The organism is Couchioplanes caeruleus, from assembly GCF_023499255.1.
GTDB lineage: Bacteria > Actinomycetota > Actinomycetes > Mycobacteriales > Micromonosporaceae > Actinoplanes > Actinoplanes caeruleus_A.
Map to the genome: position 1 here is coordinate 4,248,534 of NZ_CP092183.1, position 19,273 is coordinate 4,267,806.

Annotated in this window: 17 protein-coding genes; 11 read left to right on the plus strand and 6 right to left on the minus strand. The window is 72.7% G+C overall.

Translation table 11 applies throughout. The features are described 5' to 3' along the window. Position 1: 1 nt before the first annotated feature. From COUCH_RS19555 to COUCH_RS19565, 3 genes are read left to right on the plus strand one after another with little or no spacing between them, the layout of a single operon-like run. Positions 2–829: a sugar phosphate isomerase/epimerase family protein gene (locus tag COUCH_RS19555; protein WP_249606619.1), complete on the plus strand. Its 828-nt coding sequence runs from the start codon at positions 2–4 to the stop codon at positions 827–829. Beyond that, on the plus strand, positions 826–1,836 hold the full coding sequence (locus tag COUCH_RS19560; RefSeq protein ID WP_249606620.1) for a Gfo/Idh/MocA family protein: 1,011 nt from the start codon (positions 826–828) through the stop codon (positions 1,834–1,836). Before COUCH_RS19555 ends, COUCH_RS19560 begins: the two co-directional genes overlap by 4 nt. After that, positions 1,833–2,687 (plus strand): sugar phosphate isomerase/epimerase family protein, encoded by an 855-nt coding sequence (locus COUCH_RS19565; protein ID WP_249606621.1) that lies wholly within the window; start codon positions 1,833–1,835, stop codon positions 2,685–2,687. Before COUCH_RS19560 ends, COUCH_RS19565 begins: the two co-directional genes overlap by 4 nt. A gap of 8 nt (positions 2,688–2,695) precedes the next feature. Here the strand turns inward: COUCH_RS19565 and COUCH_RS19570 are convergent, their stop codons facing one another. Then, a complete protein-coding gene (locus COUCH_RS19570; RefSeq protein ID WP_249606622.1) occupies positions 2,696–3,697 on the minus strand; it encodes a LacI family DNA-binding transcriptional regulator in 1,002 nt (333 codons plus the stop codon). Positions 3,698–3,735: 38 nt separating this feature from the next. On the opposite strand from COUCH_RS19570, the gene COUCH_RS19575 reads away from it, so the two are divergent. Continuing rightward, positions 3,736–4,578: an asparagine synthase-related protein gene (locus COUCH_RS19575; RefSeq protein ID WP_249606623.1), complete on the plus strand. Its 843-nt coding sequence runs from the start codon at positions 3,736–3,738 to the stop codon at positions 4,576–4,578. After that, positions 4,571–5,257 carry a nickel pincer cofactor biosynthesis protein LarB gene (larB, locus tag COUCH_RS19580; RefSeq protein WP_249606624.1) on the plus strand — a complete coding sequence of 229 codons (687 nt, stop codon included), beginning with the start codon at positions 4,571–4,573 and terminating at the stop codon, positions 5,255–5,257. The genes COUCH_RS19575 and larB overlap by 8 nt, the downstream gene beginning before the upstream one ends. A gap of 5 nt (positions 5,258–5,262) precedes the next feature. Here the strand turns inward: larB and COUCH_RS19585 are convergent, their stop codons facing one another. Continuing rightward, positions 5,263–6,687, minus strand: coding sequence for a glycoside-pentoside-hexuronide (GPH):cation symporter (locus tag COUCH_RS19585; RefSeq protein ID WP_249606625.1), 1,425 nt, complete (start codon positions 6,685–6,687; stop codon positions 5,263–5,265). A 61-nt stretch (positions 6,688–6,748) separates the two neighbouring features. Beyond that, complete coding sequence (gene larC / locus COUCH_RS19590) at positions 6,749–7,969, minus strand: nickel pincer cofactor biosynthesis protein LarC (protein ID WP_249606626.1); 1,221 nt, start codon at positions 7,967–7,969, stop codon at positions 6,749–6,751. An 84-nt stretch (positions 7,970–8,053) separates the two neighbouring features. Between larC and COUCH_RS19595 the strand changes: the two genes are divergently transcribed. From COUCH_RS19595 to COUCH_RS19610, 4 genes are all read left to right on the plus strand, one after another. Further along, the gene (locus COUCH_RS19595) at positions 8,054–9,109 is read left to right on the plus strand and encodes a LacI family DNA-binding transcriptional regulator (protein ID WP_249606627.1); all 1,056 of its coding nucleotides are present in this window, start codon (positions 8,054–8,056) and stop codon (positions 9,107–9,109) included. Between the two features lie 167 nt (positions 9,110–9,276). Next, positions 9,277–11,643 (plus strand): nitric-oxide reductase large subunit, encoded by a 2,367-nt coding sequence (locus tag COUCH_RS19600; protein WP_249606628.1) that lies wholly within the window; start codon positions 9,277–9,279, stop codon positions 11,641–11,643. A gap of 5 nt (positions 11,644–11,648) precedes the next feature. Then, positions 11,649–12,362, plus strand: a complete 714-nt coding sequence (locus COUCH_RS19605; protein ID WP_249606629.1) for a hypothetical protein — start codon at positions 11,649–11,651, stop codon at positions 12,360–12,362. After that, positions 12,359–13,117 carry a slipin family protein gene (locus COUCH_RS19610; protein ID WP_249606630.1) on the plus strand — a complete coding sequence of 253 codons (759 nt, stop codon included), beginning with the start codon at positions 12,359–12,361 and terminating at the stop codon, positions 13,115–13,117. The genes COUCH_RS19605 and COUCH_RS19610 overlap by 4 nt, the downstream gene beginning before the upstream one ends. A 16-nt stretch (positions 13,118–13,133) precedes the next feature. Here COUCH_RS19610 and uidB read toward each other — a convergent pair whose 3' ends face one another. Next, complete coding sequence (uidB, locus tag COUCH_RS19615; RefSeq protein WP_249606631.1) at positions 13,134–14,537, minus strand: glucuronide transporter; 1,404 nt, start codon at positions 14,535–14,537, stop codon at positions 13,134–13,136. Positions 14,538–14,542: 5 nt separating this feature from the next. Further along, positions 14,543–16,318 (minus strand): beta-glucuronidase, encoded by a 1,776-nt coding sequence (uidA, locus tag COUCH_RS19620; RefSeq protein WP_249606632.1) that lies wholly within the window; start codon positions 16,316–16,318, stop codon positions 14,543–14,545. Between the two features lie 140 nt (positions 16,319–16,458). Between uidA and COUCH_RS19625 the strand changes: the two genes are divergently transcribed. Together COUCH_RS19625 and COUCH_RS19630 are read left to right on the plus strand one after the other, a co-directional pair. Further along, the gene (locus COUCH_RS19625; RefSeq protein WP_249606633.1) at positions 16,459–17,073 is read left to right on the plus strand and encodes an AAA family ATPase; all 615 of its coding nucleotides are present in this window, start codon (positions 16,459–16,461) and stop codon (positions 17,071–17,073) included. A gap of 4 nt (positions 17,074–17,077) precedes the next feature. Further along, the gene (locus COUCH_RS19630; RefSeq protein ID WP_249606634.1) at positions 17,078–17,713 is read left to right on the plus strand and encodes a trimeric intracellular cation channel family protein; all 636 of its coding nucleotides are present in this window, start codon (positions 17,078–17,080) and stop codon (positions 17,711–17,713) included. Between the two features lie 90 nt (positions 17,714–17,803). Here COUCH_RS19630 and COUCH_RS19635 read toward each other — a convergent pair whose 3' ends face one another. Continuing rightward, the gene (locus tag COUCH_RS19635; protein WP_249606635.1) at positions 17,804–19,174 is read right to left on the minus strand and encodes a lactate racemase domain-containing protein; all 1,371 of its coding nucleotides are present in this window, start codon (positions 19,172–19,174) and stop codon (positions 17,804–17,806) included. Positions 19,175–19,273: the final 99 nt, after the last annotated feature.

Genomic DNA, 19,273 nt, shown 5'->3' on the forward strand with positions numbered 1-19,273 from the left:
CATGTGGACTCTCTCCGGCTTCGTGGACGAGATATCGCCCGACTTCACCGAGCAGTGCCGGGTGGCCGCGGGCCTCGGCCTGCGCTACGTGGAGCTGCGCAGCGCGTGGGACGTCAACATCCTCGACCTGGACCGCGAGCGGCTCGGCACGATGAAGGCCACGCTCGCCGGCCACGACCTCGAGGTGTCCAGCATCGGCTCGCCGATCGGCAAGATCTTCGTCGACGAGGAGTTCGGGCCGCACCTGGCGCGGATGCGGCACGCCGCCGAGGTCGCGCACTTCTTCGACGCCCCGTACGTGCGGATCTTCTCGTTCTTCCTGCGGCCCGGCGCCGACCCGGCCGCGCACCGCGACGAGGTCGTCGACCGGATGCGGGAGCTGGCCGGCGTGGCCGAGGAGGCCGATCTGGTCCTGCTGCACGAGAACGAGAAGGAGATCTACGGCGACGTGCCGGCCCGCTGCCTCGACATCGTGCGGTCGGTCGGTTCGCCGCATCTGCGGCTGGCCTGGGACGCGGCCAACTTCGTCCAGGTCGGCGTCCGGCCGTACGCCGAGGGCTACGAGATCCTGCGGCCGCACCTCGCGTACGTGCAGATCAAGGACGCGCGGGCCGCGGACGGCACGGTCGTCCCGGCCGGGGAGGGCGACGGCGAGCTGGCCGAGACGATGCGCGCCCTGCACCACGACGGGTTCGACGGGTTCTTCTCGCTCGAACCGCATCTGGCCGCCGGGCACGCCACCGGCGGTTTCTCCGGGCCGGAGCAGTTCCGGCGGGCCTGGCGCGCCTTCACCGACCTGCTGAGGACCGAGGGGATCGAGTACGCGTGAGCACACCGAAGTTCGCCCTGGTGGGAGCCGGAGTGATCGGCCGGCACCACGGCCTGGTGATGAGCCAGCTCGCCGGCCGGCTGGAGCTGGTCGCCGTCGCCGACGTGGAGAAGGGCCGGGCCGAGCAGCTCGCGGCCGAGCGCGGCGGGCGCCCGTACGGGTCGCTGGCCGAGGCCCTGGCCGCCGAGGACGTCGACGTGGTGGTGGTCTGCACGCCCACCGGCCGGCACGGCGAGGTGGCGATCGAGGCCCTCGACGCCGGCAAGCACGTCATCGTGGAGAAGCCCGCCGAGATCACGGTGGAGCGCACCGACGAGATCATCGCGGCGCGGCAGCGGGCGGGCACGCTCGTCACGGTGATCTCCCAGCACCGGTTCGACCCGTCCACGGAGGCCACGCTGGCCGCCATCGCCCGCGGCGAGCTGGGCCGGGTGACCTCCGGCATCGCGTCGATCGACTGGTGGCGTACGCAGGACTACTACGACTCCGGCGACTGGCGCGGCACCTGGGAGCTCGACGGCGGCGGCGCGCTCATGAACCAGGGCGTGCACACCGTCGACCTGCTCATCGCCGCGCTGGGCCGGCCCGTGGAGGTGTTCGCGTACACGGGGACGCTGGCGCACGAGCGGATCGAGGTGGAGGACGTCGCCGCCGGCGTGGTGCGCTTCGAGAGCGGGGCGCTGGGCGTGCTGCACGCGACCACGTCGGCGTACCCGGGGCTCAGCGCCCGCCTGCAGGTGCACGGCGACCGCGGCTCGGCGGTCATCGACGACGACCAGCTCGTGCTGCTCGGCGACAGCCGGGAGGCGGCGGGCGCGGTGCCGACCGCGGGCAGCAACCCGGGCACGCTGTCGGACGCGCACCGGCTGCAGTACCTCAACTTCCTGGCAGCGCTGGACGGCACCGGGGAGATCCGGGTGGATCTGGAGACCAACCGCCGGTCGATCGCGGTGATCACGGGCGCGTACGAGTCGGCGCGCACGGGCCGTCCGGTGAGGCTGTCGTGAACCGCATCGCTGCCAACCCGATCCCGTACTGGAGCACCGCCGGCAAGACCAGGGAGGTGTTCGAGGAGGCGTTCCGCGACTTCCGGGAGATCGGCTTCACCGCCGTCAAGGCCGACGTGCCCGACGGCATGACCGTCGCGGAGTACGCCGCCTGGATCGCCGGGTACGGCCTCGCGCCCGCGCTGAGCCTGTTCAGCTCGCCGTTCGACGAGACCGTCGACATGGGACGGGAGGTGGAACGGGCGAAGCGGTTCGCCGCGGAGCAGACCGCGCTCGGGCTCGACCGTACGATGATCTCCTCGATGGCCGTGCCCGCCCGGATGGCGCAGCCGGCGGCCGGCGCCGGCTACGACGAGGGCCGCCTGACCCGGGCGATCGACAACTGCGGCGCGGTGTGCCGGGTGCTGGCCGCCGGCGGCCTGCGGCCGCTGCACCACTCGCACGTCGGCGGGGTGTTCGAGACCGAGGCGGAGATCGTCCGGCTCCTCGACGACCTCGGCCCGGACGTCATCGGATTCGGCCCGGACACCGGCCACCTGCGCTGGGCGGGGATCGAGCCGGCGGCCTTCATCCGGCGCTACGCCGACCGCCTGGGCGGCATCCACCTCAAGGACTGCTACGCGGACTACCTGGCGCCGGAGAGCCGCGCCGGCCTGAGCTACCACGAGGTGCAGCGGACCAAGCGGCTGTGGGCCGAGCCCGGCCGGGGCGTCATCGACTTCGCCGCGGTGCTCGCCGCGATCCCGGACGGCTACGACGGCGACTTCATGATCGAGGTGGACGAGCCCAGCGTGGCGACCAAACGAGAGTCGCACCGCCTCTCGTACGAGTGGGCCCGGGCCACGCTGTGATCAGCGGATCACGCGGCCGGCCGGCACCGCGCGGTGGACTTGCGGACGACGAGCCGGACCGGCAGCACCAGCGGCGTGCTGGTCATCGGCGCGCCCTGCGCCATGGCGATGCACGTGTGCACCCCGGTCAGGCCCATCCGGTACAGCGGCGCCGCGACCGTGGTCAGCGCCGGCTCGACCAGCTCGTCCAGCAGGATGTTGTCGAAGCCCACCACGCTGAACTCCTCCGGCACGGCCACGCCCAGCTTGCGCAGCCCCTTCATCACGCCGATGGCCAGCGCGTCGTTGTACGCCAGCACCGCCGTGGCGTCGGCGCGCGCGACCCGGCGGGCGGCGCCCAGCCCGGCCAGCACGGTCGGCTCGTACGGGCCGATGCGCCGTACGTCCAGCTCGAGCTCCGCGGCGGCCTCGCGCAGCGCCCGCCAGCGCGTACCGTCGGACCAGCTGTTCTCCGGACCCGCCACGTAGAGGATGCGCACGTGGCCGAGCGCGCCGAGGTGCTCGGTCGCCCGCCGGATCCCGCGCGCGTTGTCGTTGACCAGGCAGCTCGCCTCCGGCAGGATCCGGTTGAGCAGCACCACCGGGCGCTGCTTGGCCATCATCCGCAGCGCGGAGTCGCTCATCCGGGAGCTCGCGATCACCACACCGTCCACGTGGGCCAGCTCGCGCTCGATCGTGCGGCGCTCCTCCTCCGGGGACTCGTTGGTGTGCGAGAGGACCAGCTGATAGCCGGCCCGGCGCGCGGCCTCGTACGCGCCCTTGATGATCTCGCCGTAGAACGGGTTGGTGACGTCCGCGATGACCAGCGCGATCGCCCGGCTCGGGGGGCGCCCGCCGGGGTGCCGGCCGTCGAGACGGTCGGAGCGGTAGCCCAGCCGCTCGGCAGCGTCGAAGATCCGGCGCGCCGTGCCGGTGTTGACCCGGCCGGGGCGGGCATAGGCCCGGGACACGGTGGACGCCGCCACGCCGGCCTCGCGCGCGACGTCGTAGATGGTGGGACGCCGTCCCATGAGGTCATGCTAGTGCCGGCACACCTCGGGAGGCATTGATGACGACCGACGAATACGCGGAGCGGGCCACGGCCGCGGTGGGGGAGATGCTCGCCGGCGTGGACCGCCTCGGCGTGGCGTTCTCCGGCGGGGTCGACTCCTCGGTCCTGCTCGCGCTGGCGGCCCGCGCACTCGGCCGGGACCGGGTCGTCGCGGTCCTCGGCGTCTCGGCGAGCCTCGCGGCCGACGAGCGTACCGCCGCGCACGACGTGGCCCGGCACATCGGCGTCCCGGTGGTCGAGGTGGCCACCCGCGAGGACGAGCGGGACGGCTACCGGGCGAACGGGCCCGACCGGTGCTTCCACTGCCGCGACGAGCTGTTCACCCGGATCGGCGCGCAGATCGTCGCCGCGCACGGGCTCGACGCGGTCGCGTACGGGGAGAACGCCGACGACGCCGTACGCCCGGACCGTCCCGGCGCCCGCGCCGCGTCCGAGCACCGGGTGCTGCGGCCCCTCGCGGAGCTGGGGCTCGACAAGGCGGCCGTACGGCGCATCGCCCGCGCCTTCGCCCTGCCCTGCGCCGACAAACCGGCCGCGCCCTGCCTGGCCTCGCGGATCCCGCACTTCTCCGTCGTCACCCCGGAGAAGATGGCGCAGATCGAGCAGGCCGAGGCCGCGCTGCGCCGGCTGGGCTTCACCGACCTGCGGGTACGCCACCACGGCGACGTCGCCCGCATCGAGCTGCTCGCCGCCGACCTGGCCCGCGCGGTGACCGACCCGCTGCGCAAGGCGGTGCACGAGGCGGTGACCGCGGCGGGGTTCCGCTTCGCCGCCGTGGACCTCGCCGGCATCCAGTCCGGCGCGTTCACCCTGCCGCTGGTCACCGGCCGGCATGGCTGACCCGGACCTCTCGGCGTTCGCCACGCCGGACCACGAGCGCGCGGAGCGGCGCGGCTACCCGGAGGCCGTCTACTGCGAGGGCAAGACGCCGGAGCAGGTGGCCGCGATCGCCACCGACGCCGGCCGGCGCCCCGGGGCGGTCACCCTCTTCACCCGGGCGGCGCCCGCGCACGCCGAGGCGGTCCTGCGGGCACTGCCGGACGCGTACCGCGACGAGGACGCCCGGATGCTGGCCTGGCCCCCGGACCCGCCCGCGCCGAGCGGTGGGCTCGTCGTCGTGGTCGCCGCCGGCACCTCCGACCTGCCGGTCGCCCGCGAGGCCCTGCTGACCGCCCGCTACCTGGGCCGGGCCACCGAGCTGGTGGTGGACGTGGGCGTCGCGGGCCTGCACCGGATCCTCGCCCGGCTGGAGCTGCTGCGCCGCGCCCGCGTCGTCGTGGTGGCGGCGGGGATGGACGGCGCGTTGCCCGGCGTCGTGGCCGGGCTCATCCCCGCGCCGGTCGTCGCGCTGCCCACCTCCGTCGGCTACGGCACCGGACTACACGGCATCGCGGCCCTGCTGACGATGCTCAACGCGTGCGCGCCCGGCATCGGGGTGGTCAACATCGACAACGGGTACGGCGCCGGGCATCTCGCCGCCCAGATCGCCGCACCCGTGCTCCGGCAGACCCCGGACTGACGGCGTCACACGGTCGCCGGTACCGGGATCCGGGCCGCCGCCGGCGCCTCCAGCAGGGACTTCTTGCGGGCGTCGGTCTCGGCCACCATCGCGCTGTACCGGCGCTCGGTCAGCGGGTAGCGGACGAAGACCAGCATCGCCAGGACCGCCGCCGCGGCCGGCACCAGGCCGAGCGAGGCCTTGATGGCGATGATCGCGCTGTCCGGCTGCACCGCGCCGGGCCCCAGCGTGCTGACGTACCCGCCGAGCGCCAGCGCGAAGGCACCCAGGGCGCCGCCGATCGACTGGGTGATCTTGCGGGTGAAGGAGAAGATGGCGTATGTGGCGCCCTCGGTACGCCGGCCGGTCTGCCACTCGCCGTACTCGACGGTGTCGGCCTCGAGCGCGAACATCAGCGTGTTGATCAGCTGGACGCCGAAGCCCTTCACCGCGACGAACCCCAGGGCGAGCAGGGGCATGCTGCCCGGCGTGAAGAAGAGCGCCACCCCGCCGGCCACGGTGAACAGCCCGCAGTACTGGTACAGGTTCTTCTTGCCGAAGCGGGCGACCAGCCGGGGGATGAACGGCGCGGTGGCGAACTGCACCACGACCGTCACCAGCGTCATCCAGATGATGTAGCGGGCGTCGCCCAGCACGTAGATCGCGTAGTACGCGGTGGCGCCGCCGACGGCGAACAGCCCGATCAGGTAGAAGAAGCTGGAACCGCAGAGGATGCCGAGCGGCTTGTTGGTGCGCAGGGTCCGGAAGGTCTCCCGTACGGTCACCCGCGGCTGGACCCGCACGACGGTCTCCCGGCACCAGCGGTAGGTCAGGAAGTACAGGGCCGCCCCGACGGCGACGAAAAGAATGGTGGTCGTGAGGAACACCGACTGCAGCTGCTCCGCGCGGGCCGCGGCGGGCAGGGCCCGGTCCCGGGTGATCGCCTGGATCTGCGGCGCGATGATGAACGTCAGCAGCAGGCCGGCGGAGGCGGCGCCCAGGCCGCGGGCGGTGGCCAGCTTCGCCCGTTCCCGCGAGAGCTGCGTCATCGCGCTGGCCAGCGAGCCGTAGGGCACGTTCACCAGCGAGTAGACGAGCCCGAGAACCGCGTACGTCAGGTACGCGTAGAGCAGCTGAGCGCCGCCGGACCAGCCCTGCGGCACCGCGAACGTCAGCACGCTCATCACCAGCAGCGGCACCGCGCCGAAGAGGATGAACGGGCGGAACTTGCCCCGCCGGGTCATGGTGCGGTCGACGACGCGCCCGGCGAACAGGTCGGCGAAGGCGTCCCACAACCGGACGACCAGGAACATGGTGCCGACGGCCGCGGCGGGCAGGCCGGCCACGTCGGTGTAGTAGAGCAGCAGGAACGTGGTGCCGAGGGTGAAGGCCAGGTTGTTCGCGGCGTCGCCGGCGCCGTAGCCGATGATGGATCGCACGGAGAGCTTCATGACGTCGAGCGTCGCGGTGGGCATCGAAGCGCGGCAATCGCTTGCCATGACTTGCCGCGGGTCACGCGGGCCGGGCGCCCCCCGGCAGCACGGCGCCGGTCACGAGGCCCGCCGCCGCGGCCGCCGCCACCGCCGCGGTGAGCACATCGCGCTCGGGGCGGCCCAGCCGGCGGGCGAGCGCCGCGACGTCGTCGAACTCGGGCATCACCTGGGTGATCACGCCGCGGTCGTGACCCAGCTTGACGGCGACCGTACCGCCGGCCACGGCGACGTCCACGAAAGCCCGGGGCAGCGCGTGTTTGCGCAGCACACCCTCGCGCACGCCCAGCGTGCTCGTGTCGCGGAACATCCGGTCCCGCAGCGCGGCAACCCGGCCGGGACGGCACAGCACGCTGAGGGTGTGCGCCGGGCGGCCCTTCTTCATGACGATCGGCACCAGCCAGGCGTCGGCCGCGCCGCACTCGAGGAGCCCGGCGAGGATGCCCGGCCACAGGCGGGGGTCGAGGTCGTCGACGTTGGCCTCGAGCAGCACGGCCGGCTCGCCGGTCCCCGGGTCCGCGGTGCCGCCCAGGACGACGCGGACCACGTTGGCCCGGCCCGGTGTGTCCCGGCTGCCCGCGCCGGCACCGACGGCCTCCACCCGCAGGGACGGCAGCTCCTCGTCCCTCCCGGCGAGCGTGCGGATCACCGCCATCCCCGTCGGCGTGGCGAGCTCGCCGGAGCCGCCCGAGCGGACGCGCCAGCCGACGGCGAGCCGGGCCACCGCGGGCACCGGTACGGGCAGCTCGCCGTGCGCGGTGCGGACCCGGCCGGAGCCGACGGCGACCTCACCCGCGCTGAGCGTGCCGACGCCGAGGTCCTCCAGGGCGGCACAGACCCCGACGACGTCCGCGATCGAGTCCAGGGCGCCGACCTCGTGGAAGTGCACGTCCTCCACCGCGGTGCCGTGCACGTACGCCTCGGCGTCGGCGAGCCGCGCGAAGACCGCGGTGGCCCGCTCGCGGACCCGGTCGGGGAGCCCGGCGCCGGCGAGCAGCCCCCGGATGGCCGGCCACGTACGCCGCGGCGCATCGCCGACGAGCGGCTCCACCCGGACGTGGAGCGCGCGCAGCCCGGCCCGCCTGACCGGGGCCGCGTGGATCCGGACGGAGCCCGGCACCACGAGGTCCACGGCGCGCTGGACCATGCCCAGGTCCGCGCCGGCGTCGAGGAGCGCGCCGAGCAGCATGTCGCCGGCGACCCCCGCGGACGCGTCGATCCAGGCGTGCCGGTCCGCGCTCACGCGCCTCCCGCCGCCGCCCGGTTGCCGGGCGCGGTGCCGGTCATTAGCGTCAAGGCCGGACCCCCTCGGCGCTGGAGGTGTGGTGTGGACGGAGTTGGGGCCGCCCCTCGACCGCCCACGATCGACGACGTCGCGCGGGCCGCGGGGGTCGCGCCGTCGACCGTGTCCCGCGCCTTCTCCCGGCCCGGGCGGGTCAGCTTCGAGACCGGCGAGCGCATCCGCCGGGTCGCCGCCGAGCTGGGATACCGCACGACCTCGCTGGCCCGGGCGCTGCCGGCCGGGCCCACCTCGATGATCGCGCTGGCGATCTCGGACATCACCAACCCGTTCTACAACGAAATCATCCGCGGCGCCCAGGTTGCCGCGTCGGAGGCGGGCTACACCATCCTGCTGGCCGACAGCCAGGAGTCCGGCTCGCACGAGCGCCGGGCCCTCGACCGGGCCGCGGCGACGGTCGAGGGCATCGTGCTGGCGACCACCCGCATGTCCGACTCGGCGATCCGGATGACCGCGAAGCAGCGCCCGCTGATCGTGCTCAACCGGGCCGTCACCGACGTGCCCTGCGTGATCACCGACAACCCGCGCGGGGTGCGCCGGGCCGTGGAGCACCTGGCCGAGCTGGGCCACCGGCGCATCACGTACCTGGCGGGCCCGGAGGCGTCCTGGGCCGACGGCATGCGCTGGCGGTCGCTGCGCGAGTCGGCGATGGAGCTGGAGCTGCAGGTCCGCCGGATCGGCCCGTTCCCGCCGACCGTCGCGGGCGGCGCGCTGGCCGCCGCCCGGTTCGCGGCGCAACCCACCTCCGCGGTGCTCGCCTACAACGATCTCGTGGCCATCGGCGCGATCCGGGCCCTGACGGCGATGGGGGCGCGGATCCCGCGCGACGTCAGCGTCATCGGCTTCGACAACATCTTCGCCGCGGAGCTGGTGACGCCGCCGCTGACCACGGTCGCCGCGCCGCTGGGCGCCATGGGCCGTACGGCGGTCGGCAATCTGCTCGCGATCGTGCGGGGCGCCCGGCCGCGGTCACAGGCGCCGGTGAGCCTGCCGTGCCGGCTCGTCGTCCGCGATTCCACCGCGCGCCACCGGCGTACCCGGACCACGGCGTGGGCCCCGCGACCCGCGGCCGCCTCCGATTAACCAATCGAGCGACGACTATGTCCTGATGGCGGAGGGAAGGTCCGGAAAACATTCTGGACCCGATCGGGTTCATCGGCGCGCCGCCGTCCCTTGTTGTGCTTGCATGAGACGGGCGGACGCATCCCGAGAATGTCGTTCCGCGTCGCGTCTTGCTGCCTGGAGGTGTCGTGACTGCTGTCCGCGAGCGGCCCGGAGGAACGGGTCGTCGTCCATTGCTGGTGAGCAAGGCCTGGATCCAGGCCGTCGCCCTGGTGATGCTTTTCGGATTCGCGGTGATGGGCCTGCTGGCCTATCGCACCTACACCGCGGAGCCGCCGATTCCGGACCGGGTCGTCAGCGCGGACGGCCGGGTGCTGTACACCGGGGCCGACGTCAGCCGCGGCCAGCAGGTCTTCCTGCACAACGGCCTGATGGAGTACGGCTCCATCTTCGGTCACGGCGCCTATCTGGGTCCCGACTTCACCGACGACTACCTGCACCGGGCGGCCGAGTCGGTGACCCGGCAGCTGGGCGGCGGGTCGGACGCCGTCGCGCAGCGGGTGATCCGGGACTTCCGGGAGAACCGGTACGACGGGGTGACGCGGACCCTGACAGTCACCCCGGAACAGGCGGTGGCATTTGACGAGAACGTCGCCTACTACGGGCAATTCTTCGGCGCCGACGACACGAGCAAGGGCCTGCGGCCGAAGGCGATCACCGATCCGGTCCAGATCCGGCAGCTGACCGCGTTCTTCTCGTGGTCCGCGTGGGCGGCGTCGACCGAACGGCCGGGCAAGCACTACTCGTACACCAACAACTGGCCGCCGGAACCCCTGGTCGACAACAAGCCCACGGCGAACGTGGTGGTGTGGAGCGTCCTGTCGCTCATCGCGTTGCTGGCCGGGATCGGTGCGCTGTTCGCCGTGTTCGGCCGGTGGGGCGACAGGCTGGGCTGGCGGGGGCGCCAGGCGGACACCCTGTCGTTCCGTAGCCCGGACGCGGTCACGCTGACCCCGGGGCAGCGGGCCACCGCCTGGTTCTTCCTCGTGGTCGGCGCGCTGTTCCTGGTGCAGACGCTGCTCGGGGCGGCGAGCGAGCACTACCGCGCCGACGTGACCAGCTTCTTCGGCTTCGATCTGGCGCGGCTGCTGCCGTACAACCTCGTGCGGACGTGGCACCTGCAGCTTTCGCTGTTCTGGGTCTCGGCCGCGTTCCTGGCCGCCGGCATCTTCCTCGCGCCGATCATCGCCGGGCGCGAGCCCAAGCGGCAGAACGTCCTGGCCTATGTGCTGCTCGGCGCGGTGGCTGTCGTGGTGTTCGGCAGCCTGATCGGGGAAGGGCTGAGCATCCACGGCGTGTTCTCCTCGCCCGGCTCCTTCTTCGAGAGCCAGGGCTTCGAGTACCTGGACCTGGCCCGGGTGTGGCAGGTGCTGCTGACCCTCGGGATGTTCATCTGGGCGGCGATCCTGTTCCGCGGCCTGCGGGTCCGGCTGGCCCGCGACCACATGGGCAACATGCCGTGGCTGTTCTTCCTCGCCGCCCTGGCGATCCCGGCCTTCTACGCCGTCGGGCTGCTGGTCGACAGCGGCGACAACTTCACGCACGCGGACTTCTGGCGCTTCTGGGTGGTCCACCTGTGGGTCGAGGACTTCCTGGAGCTGTTCACCACGGTCATGGTGGCCTACATCTTCGTGATGCTCGGTGTCATCCGGGAGCGCGTCGCGCTGACCGTCATCTACCTGGACGTTCTGCTGTACTCCGCGGGCGGCGTCATCGGCACCATGCACCACCTGTACTTCTCGGGTGAGCCGGCCGAGCACATGGCCCTGGGCGCGTTCTTCTCCGCCGCCGAGGTCATCCCGCTGACGTTCCTGACCGTCGAGGCGTGGAGCTTCCTGCAGCTGGGCTCGCGGCAGGAGGGCAAGTCGGCCACCCCCTTCCCGCACCGGTGGGCGGTGATGTTCCTCGTCGCCGTGGGTTTCTGGAACTTCGTCGGCGCCGGCATCTTCGGCTTCCTCATCAACCTGCCGATCGTGTCCTACTACGAGATCGGCACCGCGCTGACCGCCAACCACGGTCACGCGGCCATGATGGGCGTCTACGGCATGCTCGCCATGGGGCTGGGCCTGTTCTGCCTGCGATACCTCATCCCGGAGCGGGACTGGCCGGAGCGCCTGGCGAAGATCTCGTTCTGGTCGGCCAACCTGGGCCTGCTGTGGATGTGCTTCGCCACCCTGCTGCCGGTGGGCATCCTGCAGCTCTACAAGTCGGTCGACTCCGGCTATCACGCGGCCCGCACGCTGAAGTTCGTCACCAACCCCACCAACAGCGTCTTCGAGTGGCTGCGGCTGCCCGGTGACGTCGTCTTCATCGTCGGCGGAGCGCTGCCGTTCCTGTGGATCTGCTTCCTCGGGGTGCGGCACAGCCTGCGCCGGCCTCCGACGACCCTGGAGGAGCCGGAGGACATGCTGTTCACCGACATCACCGTGCCGAGCGAGGACGGCCGCCAGCGGGAGGCCTCCGGCGCGTCGTCCAGCACCAGCGCGGGGGACTGACGGCCGTGGACCCCATGGTCCTGCTCGTCACCGGGTACGCCGGGCTGATGGTCGCGGTCGCCGCCGGGCTCGAATGGCTGGCCCGGCACGCCGCGGTCCGCTCCGACCGGTACCGCACGGCCGGGTTCACGTACCAGCCGGACCACGACCTGTGGGTGTGCCCGCGGGACGAGAAGTTGTGGCCGCACGAGGCCGACCGGGAGCGCCGGGTGGTGCGCTACCGGGCCCGCCCGGCCGTGTGCAACGCCTGCCCGGACAAGCCGGACTGCACCAGCTCGCACACCGGCCGGGAGATCGTCCGGGCGGTCGACCGCTGGCCGCACTCCGAGGCGGGCCGGTTCCACCGCGGGGTGTCCGTCACCCTGACCGCGGTCGCGGCGGCCTTCCTCGGTGCCGCCGTGGCGGCGTACCACCGGCCGGTGGAGCTGGCCGTGCTGGTCCCGGCCGGCGCGCTGACCGGCTGGCTGCTCTGGCGCTGGGCTCGCGACTTCTGGCGTACGCCATCGGGCTTCCCGGACGTGTCCACCGTGCGCCACCGCGGCGCCGAGGAACCGGCGGCGCCGCAGATGCGGGGCACCGGACCGGTCTTGGTGGATCTGGTGCCCCCGTCGCGGCGGCGTACGGGCACGGTGTGGGGCTTCGACCGGCAACCTTCGGCACGGGGCTACCGTTCCGCCCGCGAGGCGGGACCGGACGACGGCGAGGAGGATCCGACATGACCGGCTACTGGATCGGCGCGGCCGTGCTGGCGGTGGCGGTGGTGCTGCTGTGCGGCCTGCGGGTGCTGCGCGAGTACGAACGCGCGGTCGTCTTCCGCCTGGGGCGCCTGCGTGGCGCCCACGGCCCCGGGCCGCTGCTCCTGCTGCCGCTGATCGACCGGATGGAACGGGTGCCGCTGCGCACGATCACCCTGACCATCCCGCCGCAGGAGGTGATCACCCGCGACAACGTGCCCGCCCGGGTCAACGCGGTCGCCTACTTCCGGGTCACCGACCCGGTCAGGGCGATCGTCGAGGTCGAGTCCTATCCGGTCGCCACGTCGCAGATCGCGCAGACCACGCTGCGCAGCGTCCTGGGGCACGCCGACCTCGACACGCTGCTCGCCGAGCGGGAGGAGCTCAACGAGAGCATCCGCAAGATCGTCGACGAGCAGACCGAGCCGTGGGGGATCAAGGTCACCACCGTGGAGATCAAGGACGTCGAGATCCCCGAGGCCATGCAGCGCGCCATGGCCCGGCAGGCCGAGGCCGAACGCGAGCGCCGGGCCAAGGTCATCAACGCCACCGGCGAGCACGAGGCCGCGCAGGCGCTGCACGACGCCTCCCACATCCTGTCCGCCAGCCCGTCGGCGCTGCAGCTGCGCTACCTGCAGACGCTGCTGGAGATCGGCGGCGACCAGCGGACCACCGTCGTCTTCCCGCTGCCGATGGACCTCATCGCGCCGTTCCTCCAGCAGCCTCCGGAGAAGGCCTGACCCGCTCGCCCGTCCCTCAGGGCGCGGGCCGGGCGGCGGCGGCCAGGCGGCGGGCCTGCGTCTCGGCCACCATCGTGGCGAACGTGCGCTCCGTCAGCGGGTACCGGAAGAAGATCACCATCCCGATCACGATGAACACGACCGGGATGAACCCCGACGCGTACCGGATGGCGTCCAGCGCGCCCTGGCTCTGGGTCGCGGCACCGCCGACGTAGCCGCCGAGCGCGATCGCGAACGCGGCCACCGCCCCGCCGACCGCCTGGCCCAGCTTGCGGGTGAAGGAGAACAGGGCGTACGTGATGCCCTCGGTGCGCACGCCGGTGCGCCACTCGCCGTACTCGACGGTGTCGGCCTCCAGCGCCCACATGAGCGTGTTGATGCCGGCCGTGGAGATGCCCATGATGGCGAAGAAGGTCATCGACACCCAGGGCGTGCTCGGCGGTGACACCGAGATGCCCACGCCCGCCAGCAGGCCGACCGCGCCGAAGGACAGGAAGGCCCGCTTCTTGCCGATCGCGCGGACGATCCGCGGCATCAGCGGCGCCACGACGAAGATGGCCCCCACGCTGAGCACGGTCAGCGCCGTGAGCAGGTTGGCGTTGCCCAGCACGTCGCGGGCGTAGTACACCTGCACGGTCTGCAGCGAGAACAGCGCGGTCAGGAACGCCAGCGACGACAGGCACAGCATGATCAGCGGTTTGTTGCCGCGCAGGGTGCCGAAGCTCTGCCGGGCGCTGACCTGCGCGACGTCGCGCTGCACCGCCTCGCGGGCGGTGCTGAACAGGAACAGGTACAGCGCGAGGCCGATGACCGCGAAGATCGCCGTGGTGATCAGCAGCGAGCGCTGGAAGCCGTCCGGGTCACCGCGGTACTGCTGGATCTGCGGCGAGACGACCAGGGCCAGCATGATGGTGGTGACGGCCGTGCCGATCATCCGGAAGCTCGCGAGCTTGGCCCGCTCGTCCGGGCGCTGCGTCATGGCGGCGGCCAGCGAGCCGTACGGGATGTTCACCAGGCTGTACGCCAGCCCCAGCAGCCCGTACGTGAGGTACGCGGCTACCAGGCTGGCCCCGTGGCTGTCGAACAGCCCCGGCACGGTGAACGTGGCGACGCTCAGCAGCAGCACCGGCGGGCCGGCGAAGATGAAGAACGGCCGGAACTTGCCCCACCGGGTCATCGTCCGGTCCACGACCCGCCCGGCGAACACGTCGGCGAAGCCGTCCCAGACCCGGATGACCAGGAAGAGCGTGCCCGCCGCGGCGGCGCTGAGCCCCACCACGTCGGTGTAGTAGATCAGCAGGAAGAACGACGTCATCGAGAACGCCAGGTTGTTCGCCGCGTCGCCCGCGGCGTACCCGAGGAACTGCGCGGCACCCAGCTTGCGGGTGGTCGTGGCCGGCGCGGCGATCGTGGCGCTCATGGCGCTCACACGTCCTTGCGCCAGCGGCGCCGCAGGGCGAAGGCCGCCGCCTTGGGTTGCCGGTCGCGGGTGAACACGCCCTTCTTGTTGCCGCCCACCCGCATCACGCCGGAGGTGGTGGCGAAGTCCGCGAAGTTCCACACGTGCTCGCCCACGACCGCGTCGACCCGGTCGAAGACCCGGTGGTTCATGTCCAGGTACTCGACCTGGTACTCCTCGGTCCACGGCTGGTTGCCCAGGGCGTGCAGGCCGGGGTACGTGTCGGCGCCGTACTCGGTGATGATGATGGGCTTGTTCTCGCTCGCCCAGCCGCGCAGCTCCTCCTCCCAGGCCTGCTCGGCGGCGGGGAGGTCGCCGGTGTGGACGTACCAGCCGTAGTAGCGGTTGAGCATGAGCACGTCGGCGAACTGCGACACCCGGCACTTGCCGTACGGCGCGAGCATGACGTTGACGAAGCCGACCGGCCTGCTGGGGTCGAGCTCCCGGGTCAGCTCGAACAGCGGGCGGAAGTAGTCCTCGGCGCCCTCGGTGTCGCTCTCCGGCTCGTTGGCGATCGACCAGAGCACGACGCTCGGGTGGTTCTTGTCCCGGGCCACCAGCTCGCGGATCGCCTGGGCGTGCACCTCGCGGGACGCGTCGTTGATCGTGTCCGGGCTGAACGTGGTGTAGCCCTGGGCGCCGAAGATGCCGCCGCCGAGGCCCATGTTGAGGCCGACGGCCGCCGTCTCGTCGATGAGCACGATGCCGTGCCGGTCGGCGGCGTCGAGGACCTCCTCCGAGTACGGGTAGTGCGACGTCCGGAACGAGTTCGCGCCGATCCAGCGCAGCAGCTCGAAGTCGTGCAGCATGAACGCGTCGTTGTGCCCCTTGCCGATCACCGGCAGGTCCTCGTGCTTGCCGAAGCCGGTGAAGTGGAACGGCTCGCCGTTGATCAGGAACCGGTTGCCGCTGACCTTGACCGTACGGATCCCCACGCTCTGGTGGTAGCTGTCCACGACGGTCCCGTCCCCGTCGGCGAGCAGCACCTCCAGGTCGTAGAGGTAGCCGTCGCCGGGCCCCCACCGGTGCGCGCTCGGAACGGTCAGCGTGCCGCTCGCCCCGTCGCCCTCGGCCACCGTGCGGCCGTCCGCGTCACGCAGCACCACGCGGGTGGTGGCGTCAGCGCTGGCCCCGGTCGCGTACTCGACGATGCCGTCGGCGCCGTCCAGCCCGGTCACGACGGTGACGTCGGTGAGGTGCAGCGGGTGGGTCTGGTAGAGCCAGACCGGCCGGTGGATGCCGGCGTAGTTGAAGAAGTCGTGCCAGTAGCGCTGCCGCGGGCCGGCCGGGGTCTGCTCGACGACCCCCGGCGGGATCGACTGGAAGCTGAGCGTGTTGTTGACCAGGACGGTGATCCGGGCGACCTCCCCGGCGCCGACATGTGCGGTGACGTCCGCGGCGAACGGCGTGTACCCGCCCTCGTGCGAGACCACCTCGGCGTCGCCGACCCACACCGTGGCGCGGTGCGTGGCGGATTCGAAGTGCAGCACGATCCGCCGGCCGTCCCAGCCGCGTGGTACCCGTACCTCGGTCTGGTACCAGACGTCGCCGAAGTAGTCGCGCACCGCGGGATCCGCGGTGATGTCGTTGAAGCTCGCCGGCACGGCCATCTCGCGGGCGTCGGCCAGCGGTCCGGCGAACCACCGCTCGGCGCGCCCCGCGCCGGCCGGGTCGAGGGCGAAGCGCCAGAGGCCGTCGAGGCGCTTGCGCTCGCGGGTGGCGGTGTCCTGGGGTCGAAGCACGGCGGGCCTCCATGGGTCGGCGATGGGATGTCCCCTCCATTGGGCGCGCACCGGCGGATCGGGGTCAACGAATTGCCAACTGTTGCCCGTCGCCGGGCGCGCCGCTTGCGGCCGGCGGCCCTGCGGCGCACGATGAGGCCATGTCCCCGCCCGTCGTGACGATCTTCGAGTCGTACGGCTCGGGCGCCCAGGACGTCGGCCCACGGGTCGCCGCGGCGCTCGGGGTGACGTTCCACGCCCAGGCCTTCTCCTCGGAGGAGCTCGAGGGCATCCCGAAGCCGGACGACGACGGCCTGCTGTCCCGCGTCTTCGGCGTCATGGGTGGCTCGTACGCGGCCCTCGAGGGCCCGGCCGTGGCGATGGCCCAGCGCGACGACCACGAGCTGGTGCTGAGCAACACCCGCTGGGTCCTGGAGGCGGCCCGCGCCGGCGCGGTGATCGTGGGCCGCAACGGGGCCCTGATCCTCGCCTCGTGGCCGGGGGCGCTGCACGTGCGGCTCGACGCGCCGGTGGACCACCGCGTCGCACGGGCCGCCCGTACCGGCGGGATCAGCCCGGAGCGGGCGGCGAAGCGGCAGCGCCGCGAGGACACGGTCCGCGCCGACATGTCGATCCGGCTGTACGGCTGGGACCCGCGCGAACCGACCCGCTACGACCTCGTGCTCAACACCTCGACCCTGGACCCGGACGCCTGCGCCGACATCATCGTGGGCGCCAGCCGCGTGAAGTCGTCCCGGACGGCACCGGCGACCTGACCCGGTGTCGGTGCTTCTCGTCCTCGACCTGGTGGGGACCTTCGCCTTCGCGCTGAACGGCGCGCTCACCGCCATCCGGGTGGCCCGGGTGGACCTCGTCGGCGTCGTCACGCTGGGCATGATCACAGCGGTCGGCGGCGGCATCATGCGCGACGTGCTGCTGGGCGCCGTACCGCCGGCCGCGTTCGCCGACTGGCGCTACCTCACGGTGGCGGCCGCCGGTGGCCTGCTCGCGTTCCTGTTCGGCCGCGGCCTCAACCGGTTCAGCAGGTCGATCGACGTGCTGGACGCCGCCGGGCTGGCGCTGTTCGCGGTCACCGGCGCCGGCAAGGCGCTGCTGTTCGGGGTCGGCCCGATGCAGGCGATCATCCTGGGGGCGATCACCGGCGTCGGCGGCGGCACCCTGCGCGACGTGCTGATCCGGCAGCTCCCCGGCGTGCTGAGCAGCGGCCTGTACGCGGTACCCGCCCTGGTCGGGGCCGCGCTGGTCGTCCTGGCCGCCCACACCGGGACCGGCCGCCTGCTGGGGCTCCCGGTGGCGCTGGTGGCGGCCGCGGTGTGCTTCCTGATCCGCGTGGTGGGCCTGCACTTCGGCCTGAACGCCCCCAAGCCGCCCGGGGTGCCGCGCGAGGGCGAATGACCAGCGGGCCCTAGGCCGGCGCGACCGCGAACGCTGTGGCACGCAGCGGCCCCAGCCCGCCCAGGACCGCCGACGCGGCGGCTGTCGCGGTCATCGCGGGCCCAGCCGGAACAGCATCTCGCCGGCGCGGGGGACGACCAGGGTGTCCGGGTCGTGCGCGTACACGGCGGGGTCGACGAGCGCCGGATCGAGGTAACCCAGGTTCGCCGCCCGGCACACCTCCTCGGGGATCGCCGTGGCGAGGGTGACCCGGACCCGCAGCCGCTCCTCGCCGGTCGCCGGGTCGTACGTGCCGGCGCCGCGCAGGTGCGTCGAGTGGGCCAGCACGCCCCACGGCACGGCGGCGAAGCGGTCCCACTGGCCGACGAAGTAGTCGCGGCAGTGGTAGCCGATCTCGTAGATCTCCGGATGGGTGGAGGACAGCTCGGTGACGTGCGGGGCGTACAGGATCACCTCGCCGCCGTCGGCGACCACCGGCTCGACCTTGTAGAAGCCCTTCGCGGCGGTCCAGATCTCGTCGTACATGGCGGGCACGATCGACAGCACCCGCCGGACCGGGGCGTCCAGGTACGTGACGTGGGTGGCGGCGCACACCTCGGCCGCCGACGCCCACGAGGCGCGGGTGTCGCCGAACGACACCGAGTGCAGCCCGCTGCCGGTGCCCGCCGCCGGGCCCGCGGCCGAGGCCGGTACGGCGTCGTCCACCGCGCTGTCCACCGCGCCGTCGGCCACCTCGGCGGTGACCACGCTGAGCGCCAGCTTCTCGGCCGGGATCAGCGCGGCGCCGTCGTCGATCAGCGCGCGTACGGGGGTCAGGCCGCTCGTACCGATGATCTCCGCCGACGTGATCAGCGCGCCGAGCCAGTGCGAGACGTCGATGATCCGCTTGCCGCCGACGCCCGGGAAGAAGTACTTGTTGCCGCCGGACATCCCGACCACCTCGTGCGGCAGCACCGGCCCGACCACGAGCGCGACGTCGTGCTCCACGACCGCCCGGTTCAGCAGCACCGGCACGGCGACGTCCATGCGGCCCTCGGACAGCTCGGCGATCCGGGTGGCGGGGACCGTGCCGAGGTCGGCGAAGGTCTCCGGCTTCCACCACTCGTGGTTGACCACCACGGTGCCCGGATAGGTCTCGGCGAGCCGGCCGGGCTCGTACCCGAGGTGCCGAGCCAGCGCCTCCTGCGTCATGGCGGCGTGCGTGCCCAGCGCGACCAGCACGGTCAGCCGGGTCACCCGGCCGTGCAGGGCGCCGTGCACGGCGCGCATGAGCAGCGGCAGCGGGCACGTCCGCGTCGCGTCCGGCACGAGCACGCACACGCTGCGCCCGTCGAACGGGTGGGCGGCGAGCTGCTCGGTGATGAACGCCGTCACCTCCTCGTCGCCGAGCACCGTGCCGGCATCGCCGACGCGGGCCGCGGAGGCTGCCAGTCCGGGCGGGAGAGCACTGATCGAGGTCATACCCGTAGCGTGCCCCCGGTGCGGCCGTCCAGTCCACCGGCGGCGCAGATCGGGGCCCGAATCCGCTCAGCAGACCGCCGTCGCGGCCGATGGATCCGT

Excerpts from the sequence above, each read along its gene's own strand:
- COUCH_RS19555 (WP_249606619.1), top strand. The coding sequence starts at position 2 with ATGTGGACTCTCTCCGGCTTCGTGGACGAGATATCGCCCGACTTCACC.
- COUCH_RS19570 (WP_249606622.1), bottom strand. The coding sequence starts at position 3,697 with ATGGGACGGCGTCCCACCATCTACGACGTCGCGCGCGAGGCCGGCGTG.
- COUCH_RS19575 (WP_249606623.1), top strand. The coding sequence starts at position 3,736 with ATGACGACCGACGAATACGCGGAGCGGGCCACGGCCGCGGTGGGGGAG.
- larB (WP_249606624.1), top strand. The coding sequence starts at position 4,571 with ATGGCTGACCCGGACCTCTCGGCGTTCGCCACGCCGGACCACGAGCGC.
- COUCH_RS19585 (WP_249606625.1), bottom strand. The coding sequence starts at position 6,687 with ATGAAGCTCTCCGTGCGATCCATCATCGGCTACGGCGCCGGCGACGCC.
- COUCH_RS19610 (WP_249606630.1), top strand. The coding sequence starts at position 12,359 with ATGACCGGCTACTGGATCGGCGCGGCCGTGCTGGCGGTGGCGGTGGTG.
- uidB (WP_249606631.1), bottom strand. The coding sequence starts at position 14,537 with ATGAGCGCCACGATCGCCGCGCCGGCCACGACCACCCGCAAGCTGGGT.
- COUCH_RS19625 (WP_249606633.1), top strand. The coding sequence starts at position 16,459 with ATGTCCCCGCCCGTCGTGACGATCTTCGAGTCGTACGGCTCGGGCGCC.
- COUCH_RS19635 (WP_249606635.1), bottom strand. The coding sequence starts at position 19,174 with ATGACCTCGATCAGTGCTCTCCCGCCCGGACTGGCAGCCTCCGCGGCC.